Source organism: Verrucomicrobiia bacterium (assembly GCA_019634635.1).
Classification (GTDB): Bacteria; Verrucomicrobiota; Verrucomicrobiia; order Limisphaerales; family UBA9464; genus UBA9464.
In genome coordinates, this window is the sequence record JAHCBB010000020.1 from 38,250 (window position 1) to 48,711 (window position 10,462).

Genomic DNA, 10,462 nt, shown 5'->3' on the forward strand with positions numbered 1-10,462 from the left:
GCAGGACTGATGACGTGCGGCCCGGGCTTTCATGTTTCGGCCATCCTCCCGTCGCTCAACAGGCTGCGCACATGTTCCTCGTTCTGGGTCACCCGCAGCACCTCCTCCAGCGTGGTCACCCCGGCCTTCACCTTCCGCCAGCCATCCTCGCGGAGCGTCTGCATGCCCTGGGCCTTGGCCATTTGGGCGATGTCGGAGGCCGGAGCGCGGTTCATGACCAGCGGCCGGATGGCCTCGCCGACCACCAGCAGCTCGTGGATGCCGGTCCGGCCCTGGTACCCGAGCTGACGGCACTCCTCGCAGCCGACGCCCTTCAGGAAGGTCGTCGAGTCAATTTCGGCCTCGGGGAACCCGATGCGCCTGAGGTAGTCGCGATCCACCTTCTGAGGCTCCTTGCAGTGGGGGCAGATGGTGCGGACCAGCCGTTGCGCCATGACGGCCTCCACCGACGAGGCGACCAGGAACGGCTCGATGCCCATGTCAATCAGGCGCGTGAACGCGCTGGGCGCGTCGTTGGTGTGCAGGGTGCTGAAGACCAGATGGCCGGTCAGCGAAGCCCGGATGGCAATTTCGGCGGTCTCAAGATCCCGCACCTCACCGACCATGATCACGTTGGGGTCCTGACGCAGGATGTGCCGGAGGCCCACGGCAAAGGTCAGGCCGATCTCGCTGCGGACGGGGATCTGGTTGATGCCCTTGAGCTCGTACTCCACCGGTTCCTCGATCGTGATGATCCGCTTGGTCACCGAGTTGATGGTGGAGAGGAACGCGTAAAGGGTGGTGGACTTGCCGGATCCCGTGGGGCCGGTGACCAGGAAGATCCCGTGGGGCTTGACGATCAGCTCCCGGATCGCGGCGTCCTCCTCCGGCGCAAACCCCAGCTTTTCGAGACCGAAGAAGATGGCGCCACGGGTCAGCAGCCGGAGCGAGACGGACTCGCCCCAGACGGTCGGCACCGTGGACACGCGGATGTCAATCTCCGCCCCCTTGATCCGGACGTTGATCCGTCCGTCCTGCGGCAGCCGCTTCTCGGCAATGTTCATGCCGGCCATCACCTTGATGCGCGAGATCAGGGCGGCCTGGTAGCGCTTGATCTGCGGGGGCAGCGGGGTCTGGTGGAGGATGCCGTCAATGCGGTAGCGGATGCGCAGCTCGTCCTCGGAGGGTTCGAAATGGATGTCCGTGGCGCGTTCCTTGAACGCCTCCCAGACGACCTGGTTGACGAACTTGATGACCGAGGCGTCCTGGTCGTCGCCGGTAATTTCCCGGTCATCGCCGACGAGCAGCTCCATCGGCTCGTCCTCGGACATTTCGTCGAGCGTCTCCGCGCCGACGCCATAGTACTTCTTCAGCGCCTTTTCGATGTCGGTGCGCGTCGCGAGCACGTATTGCACCGGACCCCGCGCATCGAACTGGACGGCGGCCTGCATCGCGGGATCGAAGGGTTGATGCGTGGCGACCTGCAGGAGGCCGTCCTCGAACTGGACCGGGATGACGGAGAACTGGAACGCCACCTTGGTCGAGACCCGCTTCCGGACGTCGGGTTCGATCACCCGCTTGCCCAATTCGACGAAGGGCCAGTTGAGCGCCTGGCCGAGACGCTGAAGAAATTGCTCTTCGGAAAGTCCGCCCTCCCGGGCAAAGAAGGCGATCTGGGTCTCGCTGCTGCCGCCTTCGACCGCCGCCCTCCAGGCCGCCGTCCAGTCGCGAAACTGCGCGGGCGTTGTCAGTTCCGCACGTTCCAGAATTCCTTGAAGTGACCGGTAGGCCATGCCTGTCGCAGACTCCGGCGGATTCAACGGTCGCCGTCCGGAAAAGTTGCGGGAGCAGTTAACGAAGAAGACCGGTGGCGGACAAGAGAGGACCGCGTCCGGGGGGGCGAATTCTCTCCCGGAACCCGCCGGTCACCAGTAACCAAAGGCCCCCTCCGACTCCCAAAGCTGCGAGGCGCGCCGGCGATGCATCTGCCGGATGTCCCGCCAGGACACCGAACCATCCAGCAGGCCGACGTGGCCGCCCCGGGCCCCGGCGTCCCGTGGGGATTGCTCGAAGGCCTCCGGATGGGCGTCAAACCAAGCATCGTCGCGCACCACCGGCCCAAATCGGGCATGGGGCGCCAGGATACGGTGGTAGCTGTGGCACTCCACGTTGAGGTCGGCCACCAGGGCCAGCTGGGCGTCGTCGGTGGTCTTGCGGGGCGAAATCCAAGGTTGGGTCCGCGCGTCGGTCGGAGCCCATGGGGTCGCCGAGTGCCCGCCCAGGTAATGGTAACCCAGAGCGGTGCCGTACTCGTCGTGAAGTCTCCAGCCCGGACGCTTTTCCATCCATTGGGTCAGATTGGGGCAGTCCAGGATGCGAAGTTCAGTTGCGTAGCGCAGCAGGTGGGTCCGGGTGGCACTGGATAGGATCGGCGTGTGGGTATCGCGCTTGTCGGCATTGTCGGTGTCCGCCACGGGCAACGTCTGCTGGTGGTCGCCCGCATACACCAACGCGGCGAGGGTGAACTGGCGCACGTTGTTCAAGCAGGCGGCCCTTCGGGCGCGTTCCCGGGCCCCGGCAAGCGCCGGAAGCATCAAGCCGGCAAGGATCGCAAGGATCGCCACGGCCACCAGCAGCTCAATGAGGGTGAACCCCGCGAACCCTCGACGAGGTTGAATTCCGGGCGGCATTTGAATCGGGAGGGGTGGTTTACTGCCCTTGGACCTGCAGAAACTGCGTGTCCACTGCCGCCGGGATCTCCGCCTCCAGCCCACCACGCACCACCCGCCAGGCGGCGGATATGGGGGTCCAGCCTCCGGCAGGTCCGGACAGCGAACCCGAGGTGCGCAGCCCGATTCGCGGCGCGTGAGAGGCGCCCAAGGGCGTGCCGTCGTGCGCGCCGACCCGGACCACCAGCGTTTGCGCGGAACGGCCGGACCCTGCGGACAGGGTCAGCGGCGGCAAACGGTCTGGTTTGGGCGCCACCGCGACGGCGATGAGTTGGCCGGAGGCCACGTTGCCATTGCGGTCCAGATGGGGGGAGTTCCGGGCAAACAACAGTCCGCCAGCGAGCGTGGGGGCGCCCCAGCACAGGCCGTCTCGAAGGATTTGCTGGCGAGCCACTTCCACGTAGGCGGCTGGGTCCGGCTGCACGAGTACAAGTTCCCCCGACTCGCACAGCACCAGGACATGATCGCCGGCCTTGAGGAGGCCTCCGCGTCCGACATGCCCCGCGCCCACCCCGGTGGTGACCCATCGGTTGACCCCGGCGGTGAGGTCCAGACAGGCGAGACTGCGTAACCGCCCGTCGCCCCCGTCGCCCGCGGTGCCGGCCTCGACGATGCTGTAGAGATGTCCCTGGTGCTCGACCGGGGTGGACCAGTGATTCTGGAAGGCGGTGGCCCGGTGCCGCCAGACTTGGGAGGCGTTGAAACCGTCCCCCGCCCGCGAGACATGGATGCCCCAGGCCCCGGCGCTGTAGGCTGCGGAGGCATAAACATGGTCCCGGGCGATCACGGGCGTGGCGGCCGTTGAGGTGCTGGATGGGAGAAAGTCCGAGCGCCACAGCAATTCGCCGGTCTCGGGTACCAACGCGACCAGTCCTCGCTGGGTGAGAAAGATCACCTGCGGCACGCCTGAAATCACGCCCAGTGCCGGTGAGGCGTGGGTCATCGGCTCGTCGTGGTTGCGCCAGACCGTGCGGCCGTCGGCCCAGCGGATGCCCAGAAGTCCGCGTTCGGGGGCGTTGGCGTTCACAAAGACGAGGTCTCCGACCACCAACGGGGAAGCCGCCGCCTGCCACCGGATCACGCTCCCGCCGAGTTCGGCGATCAGGTCCCGCTGCCACGCGATTTCCCCCGTGTCCGCATCCAGGCCGTACAGCTTCAGGCGCGAGGTGAGGACGATCACCCGGTCGCCGACCAGCGTGGGTGTGGATCGCGGACCGTTGAGCCAGGAGTCGTAGCCGACCAGGCTGTCGTACGCTGCGTCCTCCACATCCCGGGACCATAGGGGGCGTCCCGTTGTCGCTTCGAAGGCAAGGCAGACCTCGCGGGGTCCGGACTCCCGGGTCTCCAGGGCTTGCGTGACCAGAAGCCCGCCAACCACCGCAGCACCGCTCCAGCCCGGGCCGATCGCACGGCTCCAGGCCACCTGCAGGGGCTGTTGCGTCCAATTGGTGCGAATCGTCTCCGGGGTGGAGCCGTCCAGCATCGGACCCCGAAATTGAGGCCAGTCGGCACCGGTCAGGATGTCCGGCATCAGCAAGGCCGCGACCACCAGCCAAGCGGGCTGATTGCGCATGGCCATACAGTAGGTTGCTGTCGAGGCCCGACAAGGCAGATCTGTTGACGCATCTTCATGCGACATGACGGATGATCGCACCGGGCTATCAATGACTTGCCCAAGGGGCGGGTGCAGCGCCCGCCTGACCCGACAACCGGCTTGAAACTGCCGGGCTTGCGGTTTGCGCCGGGCATTCAGGCCCGGGAATCGCACCGGACCCGGGCGTCGGCGCGTGCTCAGGTTCGGCGACTCTCCCGGGGGTGGTGGCGTCACGAGCGCGAAGGGTCCTCCGACTCGAGGACCCGAGTCGTCCCGCCGACCAGCGCCGGTTTCAGGTCCAGGAAGGGCTTCTCGATCCACCTCCAGCTCAAGGCCGCGGGGATGAGGGTGATCAGGAATGCGGCCGGGGCAAACAGGTACGGGTTCCAGTTCGTCCCCGTGAGGAACACCAGGAGCTGCTGGCAGGGAAAGCCGTAGAGATAGATGCCGTAGGAGAAATCACCGGGCAGGCGGGCGGAAAGGCGCGTCAGCAGAAGGCTTCGGGTGAGATTGCGCAGCAGCCAGGAGCCCAGCAAGGGCAGCGCGATCCGCAAGGTGACCGGATGCAGCGTGGCGGCGAGCAAGCCGGCCACCAGCAGCCAGGAGACGCGCGGGGCGTCGGACAACCGGTCGCCGGAATGGTGCAGGCATACGCCGGCCATGAAGTACGCCAGGAAACGCGGCCAGTACCAGAAGGTCCCGAACACCCCCTTGAGATACTCGTGCCACTCCCAGTCGGGCTGGAGGGCGAAGAGCGCGACACAGGCCCCCAGCAGGCTCCAACGAACGACGCTTCGGCCCAGCAGGCCCGACCCTCCCAGGGCGGCGAGCAGGAGATAGCAGAGAAACTCCGGGCGGATCGTCCAGAGGGACGCGTTGAGTTGCGTGAAGGGTTGGTCGGCAAATGGGGTGGGTCCCGGGGCGGTCTCCCGTCCGGCACCCCCGAGGGTAAGGGCGAACAGCAGGACCTGGCCCGCGGCGGACAGGCTCAGGATCGGACGCCAGTCGCCAGCGAGCCCCGGGACCAGCACGTACGCCTGAAAGAGGCAGACGCCCAGGAATCCCGGAAAAATCCGGAGGATCCGCTTGGTGAGGTATCCGACGAAGGATCGGCTGCGCAGCCAGCTGGCGGTGACCAGCATTCCGCTGAGAACGAAAAAGCCGTCCACGGCCAGCGCCCCGGAGTTCCGCTCGCCCCGCGTGAGGCGCATACCCGGTTCCTCCGCATCGCTCCCCAGCAGGACCCACCAGCTGTGGGCCAGAATCACCAGCCCGGCCAGGACCAGACGCAGGAGGAGGATGCCGTTCATGAACTGCCGGACCGCATCGTGCCGCGATCCGGGGCCGGAATGGAATCCCCACGGGCCGGCGGACGCCCTGATCTCTGGAATGCCGGATCGCGGCATTCCTCCAGTACGGAGGCGGGCAGCGGAGGTCTCCGGCACGAATGCCGCCACGGGTGGACCCTGCAAGGCCGGCTCACCGCGGAACTGCAGGGCGCAGGCCGCCGGCATTCAGCAGGCCGCGTGGTGTGAGGTAGCCGGTGATGAGTTCCGGCGGCGTGATGTCGAATCCCGGGTTGAGCGCGCGGCTGGCCGGGTTGGCGATCCGCACGTAGATGCCCGGGTTGCGGCCGCCCGGACGGCTGCCCGTTGCCCCCAGGACCTCGGCCTCGTCGCGCTCCTCGATCGGGATGTCGGCGCCCGAGTTGAGGGTCCAGTCCAGGGTGGATTCCGGGATTGCAACGTAGAACGGGATGCCGTGGCGCTTTGCCAGCACCGCCTTGGTGTAGGTGCCGATCTTGTTGGCCACTTCGCCGGTGCGGCCCAGAACGCGGTCCGCGCCGACGATTACCAGGTCCACGCGTCCCTGTTGCATCAGCCAGCCGGCGGCATTGTCGGCGATCACGCGGTGCTCGATCTGCTGCTGGGCCAGTTCCCATGCGGTGAGGGATGCCCCCTGGCATCGGGGGCGGGTCTCATCACAGAGCACCATGAACCGGCGTCCGCAGGCCTGGGCGGCGTAGAGGGGCGCCGTGGCGGTGCCGATGTCCACAAACGCCAGCCAGCCGGCATTGCAGTGCGTCAGCACCGTGGCGCCGGGGCGGATGAGATCGGCACCGTGTTCCCCGATCGCGCGACATTGGGCGATGTTTTCCGCAGCGAACCGTTCCGCCGCCGCGCACGCGAGGGCCTGGCGATCCTCCACCGAGCGGCCGGTGGACATCGCGGCACGGACTTCCTGCAGGGCGTTGAGCGGGTCCACGGCGGTCGGACGCGCTTCCCGGAGCTGGTGGAAGGCGCGTCCGATGTGGGCTTCGAATCGCCCGGGATCGGTATCGCGAAACGCCCGGGCTGCTTGGGCCAGCCCGTAGGCGGCCGTTGCCCCGATGGCGCCGGCACCGCGGACCGTCATGTCCCGGATGGCCCGCACCGTGGCCGCGACGTCGGGGGTGCTCACGACGCGAAACCGGTGCGGCAGGGCGCGCTGGTCAATCAACCGGACCGCATTGTGCCTGGCATCGTAGGCGACTGTGCGGTACGGGCGCGGACGCCCCCGGACGAGGACGTTCATGCCGCGGACGTCAACGCGGGCTGCACAGGCATCTGCATGCCCAGTTTCGCCGCCACCTGGGCGACATCCTTGTCACCGCGTCCCGAGAGATTGACGATGACGATCCGGTCGCCGGGCAGGGTGGGGGCGCGCCGGATGGCCTCGGCGACGGCGTGGGCCGACTCCAGAGCGGGAATGATCCCCTCGAGGCGCGCCAGGCGCATGAAGGCGTCGAGCGCCGCGTCGTCGGTGGCGTAGGCGTACTCCACCCGGCCCCGGTCGTGCAGCCAGGCGTGCTCCGGACCGACGGCCGCGTAGTCCAGCCCGGCGCTGACGCTGTGGGTGAGCTGGATCTGTCCGAAGGGATCCTGAAGGATGTAGCTCCGGGTCCCCTGGAGCACACCCAGGGAACCGCCGTGGAACCGCGCGGCATGTTGTTCCGGTTGGATGCCTCGGCCGCCGGCCTCGACGCCGCACATGGCGACCCCGGCGTCGTTGAGAAACGGATAGAACAGCCCGATGGCATTGGAGCCGCCGCCGACACAGGCGATCAGGAGGTCCGGCAGGCGGCCTTCCTTCTCCAGGATCTGCCGTCGGGCCTCCTCGCCGATGACCCGGTGAAAGTTCCGGACCATGAGCGGGTACGGGTGCGCCCCGTAGGCGGTGCCGAGGATGTAGTGCGTCCCGCGGACATGAGTGACCCAGTCCCGCATCGCCTCATTGACCGCCTCCTTCAGGGTCCGCTGGCCCGCATGGACGGGCACGACCTCCGCGCCCAGCATCTTCATGCGGTACACGTTGAGCGCCTGGCGCTCGCAATCCACCGCGCCCATGTAGATCACGCACTTCAGTCCGAACATCGCTGCGACGGTGGCGGTCGCGACGCCATGCTGTCCGGCGCCCGTCTCGGCGATCACGCGCGTCTTGCCCATGCGCCGGGCGATGAGGGCCTGTCCAAGGGCGTTGTTGATCTTGTGGGCGCCGGTGTGGAGGAGGTCCTCCCGTTTGAGGTAGATCCGGGCACCGCCCAGCTCCCGGGTGAGCCGCTCGGCGAGGTACAGCGGAGTGGGGCGCCCAACGAACTCGCGGAGGTACCGGCCGAGTTCCACCTGGAACCCCGGATCCTGTTGGGCGCGGAAATACTCCGCCTCCAGCTCCTGGAGCGGATGCATGAGGGTCTCCGGGACGTACCGGCCGCCGTAGGGTCCGAAATGCCCCGTGGCATCGGGTATCTGCGGACTGGCAAACGGTTCCTCCTGCGGGTGGGCCGACGCGGTCATTGCGGAGGGTAGCCCGGTTCCGTCCGGGGCGAAAAGGCGGGAATCGCCGCGAGGGAACGGTCGTGCGCTTTCGAGAGAACGAGCAGGGCGGCGATGGCTCCCAGCAGGCAGAGCAACAGGTCCCATTGGGCGTCCTCCGGTCCCGTCCCCGGGTCTCCCTACCTGCCTGGAGCGGGGGTGCCGGACGACATTCTGACGAGCGCCTTGCCGACCAGTTTGAGCAGCGCCAGTGAATTCGGGTGCTCAAGCGCTTCACCGCAGCGCTTCACCTGGGCCAGGTACTGGCTCGCCCGGGTTCCGTTGCCGCCGGCCTGCGCGTCCGTCGCGGCCTGCGTCACCTGCATGGCGATTTGTTTGATGACTTGAACGTCGTCGAGCATCGGTTGGCTCACCTTTTCCCGGGCTGCCGGATTCAGCGCGGCAAACTGGGCTTCGCTGTAATTCAGAATCGAACCGGCCGGAAACAACGGGCGTTTGCTGAAATCCACGGTCACAAATTGCTCAACGGCTTTGGCCTTCTGTCCGGCTCTCCACGATTCCATGGCTTGATCCATGGTGGCGTTGGCGGCGTTGGCGTCCGCGGATTGATTCGGGGCCGCCGGCACCTTCTCGGCAGCCAGGGCGGGCAGACCGCACAGCATCAGGACAAGGAAGGTGGTCAGCGGCAGCGAAGCCCCGTGGTGCAGGCCTTCACGTTGCCTGTGGAGGAGTGCCCCACTCATCACGGCGAGCGCGGCCAGGCTCAAAAGAATCAGGATCGAATGCCCCGTGGTCATCACGAGAAAGGCCTGGCCAACCGCGTGGGGTTCCAGACGGCCCACCGCCAACGCGTGCAGCAACCCGGCGGACCCTCTCAGAACCACCAAAGCGGTCAGCAGCAGTGCGACCGTCAGGCCGGGCCTTTTGAACCAGAAAGGGTTTGGGTGCGCCAGGGGACGCAAACGCAGGCGGCCCGTCGTCGCGAGGCGAACCAGCCAAAGACCCAGGCCGAGAACCACGCACTGTCCGGCAACTCCAAACCAGCCCTGCAGAAAACCGTTCCCGGTGGCCCAGCTTCCGATGAGCAATCCCGCCTGGGCCGCAATCCGGGCCACATCCAGGGCGGCCACCAGAAGCATCGCGACGGCAATCATCCAGAGCAGTCGCGTGCGCCAAACGGCGTCGCCATGCACCTTTCCGAATTCCAATGCCAGCGTTTCGGGCCGTCCCAGCCGGCGGGAGGCGATGAGAAACGCCTCCGGTTCCGTCAACCCGCGCGTTTGCAGCAGGGCTGATGCATCGCGCAAGTGCGATTCCAGTTCGTCCAGGTCGCCGCTGCGGAAGGCGGGTGACGGGGCGAGGTCTTCGCGCCAGCGTTGAATCGCCTCGTTCAAGTCAAACGGGGTTGTGGATTCCATAGTTTGGTGAGCGTTTCGTGGACGGTGAGCCACTGTTGTTTCTCCTCCTGCAAAGCTTGGTGGCCCTCCTTGCGCAGCCGGTAATACTTCCGCTTGCGCCCGGTGTCGGCCTCGCGCCACTCGGACTCGATCATGGCCTCCTTCTGCATCCAGTGCAGCACGGGATAGAGCATCCCCTCCGTCCACTCGATCCTGCCGCCGGACAACTCGCGCACCCTCTGAATGAGCGCGTACCCATAATTTTCGCCCTCAGTCAACACGGACAACACCAGCGGCACTGTCGAGGCGGCGACGAGTTCCTTCGCAAGCATGGCAACACTATGCCTAGCGGTGCAATGCGTGTCAAGCCGCCTTGCGACCGTCCCTCGTGCGGCCCGCATCCGAGGTGCCTCGTCCCGGAGGATTTGGATTGCTTGGAGTGGATCACCCTCCAGATTGCCGCCGCAAAAATGACGTCCGATCCCGTGAAAGAGTTCGAGCGCCTCCGCACACTGGTGCTGGAGCGCAAGGCAGAGCTCGAGGCGGAACTCCGAGCCCTGGAGGCTGCCCTCGGTGGGATGGCGGTCCCGCCGGCAAGTCCGTTGGTCATCGCCGCCCCCCGCGAACCGCGCAAACGCGTGCGCAACGCAATGTCCCTGGGGGACGCGGTGTTCTCGGTCACCAAGGATGCCCCGTTAACCAAGGTGGAAATCCTCCAGGCCCTCGATCTGCTGGGCTACCAATTCTCTGACAAGTCCTCGTCCATGGAAGCACTGGAGGCGCTGCTCCAGCTCGACAGGCGGTTCGAGAACACGAGTGGCCGGTACGGGCCCACCCTCGAGGCCTTGTTTCCGAAGATCTGATCCGACACAGGGCGCTTGCCGCACGGGAGGGTGACTGGCTCGACGTCGGAGGATTGTTCGACTGCCAGCAAGACCTGCTGGACAGGGA

General features: G+C 66.8%; 9 protein-coding genes. 1 reads left to right on the forward strand and 8 read right to left on the reverse strand.

All coding sequences use genetic code 11. From position 1 onward, the window contains the following. Positions 1-29: 29 nt before the first annotated feature. The 8 genes from KF791_13730 to KF791_13765 form a co-directional block, all read right to left on the reverse strand. Entirely contained in the window at positions 30-1,772 is a 1,743-nt protein-coding gene (locus KF791_13730; GenBank protein MBX3733642.1) for a type II/IV secretion system protein, read from the reverse strand. A gap of 132 nt (positions 1,773-1,904) precedes the next feature. After that, a complete protein-coding gene (locus KF791_13735) occupies positions 1,905-2,669 on the reverse strand; it encodes a prepilin-type N-terminal cleavage/methylation domain-containing protein (protein MBX3733643.1) in 765 nt (254 codons plus the stop codon). A gap of 19 nt (positions 2,670-2,688) precedes the next feature. Beyond that, positions 2,689-4,281, reverse strand: coding sequence for a PQQ-like beta-propeller repeat protein (locus KF791_13740; GenBank protein MBX3733644.1), 1,593 nt, complete (start codon positions 4,279-4,281; stop codon positions 2,689-2,691). Between the two features lie 251 nt (positions 4,282-4,532). Further along, on the reverse strand, positions 4,533-5,612 hold the full coding sequence (locus tag KF791_13745; GenBank protein ID MBX3733645.1) for an acyltransferase: 1,080 nt from the start codon (positions 5,610-5,612) through the stop codon (positions 4,533-4,535). A gap of 169 nt (positions 5,613-5,781) precedes the next feature. Next, complete coding sequence (gene mtnA, locus KF791_13750; GenBank protein MBX3733646.1) at positions 5,782-6,876, reverse strand: S-methyl-5-thioribose-1-phosphate isomerase; 1,095 nt, start codon at positions 6,874-6,876, stop codon at positions 5,782-5,784. After that, positions 6,873-8,135, reverse strand: a complete 1,263-nt coding sequence (gene trpB / locus KF791_13755; GenBank protein MBX3733647.1) for a tryptophan synthase subunit beta — start codon at positions 8,133-8,135, stop codon at positions 6,873-6,875. Before trpB ends, mtnA begins: the two co-directional genes overlap by 4 nt. A gap of 158 nt (positions 8,136-8,293) precedes the next feature. Beyond that, positions 8,294-9,532: a hypothetical protein gene (locus KF791_13760; GenBank protein MBX3733648.1), complete on the reverse strand. Its 1,239-nt coding sequence runs from the start codon at positions 9,530-9,532 to the stop codon at positions 8,294-8,296. Beyond that, positions 9,505-9,843, reverse strand: a complete 339-nt coding sequence (locus KF791_13765; GenBank protein MBX3733649.1) for a helix-turn-helix transcriptional regulator — start codon at positions 9,841-9,843, stop codon at positions 9,505-9,507. Before KF791_13765 ends, KF791_13760 begins: the two co-directional genes overlap by 28 nt. 138 nt (positions 9,844-9,981) lie before the next feature. Between KF791_13765 and KF791_13770 the strand changes: the two genes are divergently transcribed. Further along, the gene (locus KF791_13770) at positions 9,982-10,374 is read left to right on the forward strand and encodes a hypothetical protein (protein MBX3733650.1); all 393 of its coding nucleotides are present in this window, start codon (positions 9,982-9,984) and stop codon (positions 10,372-10,374) included. The last annotated feature ends 88 nt before the right edge of the window (positions 10,375-10,462 follow it).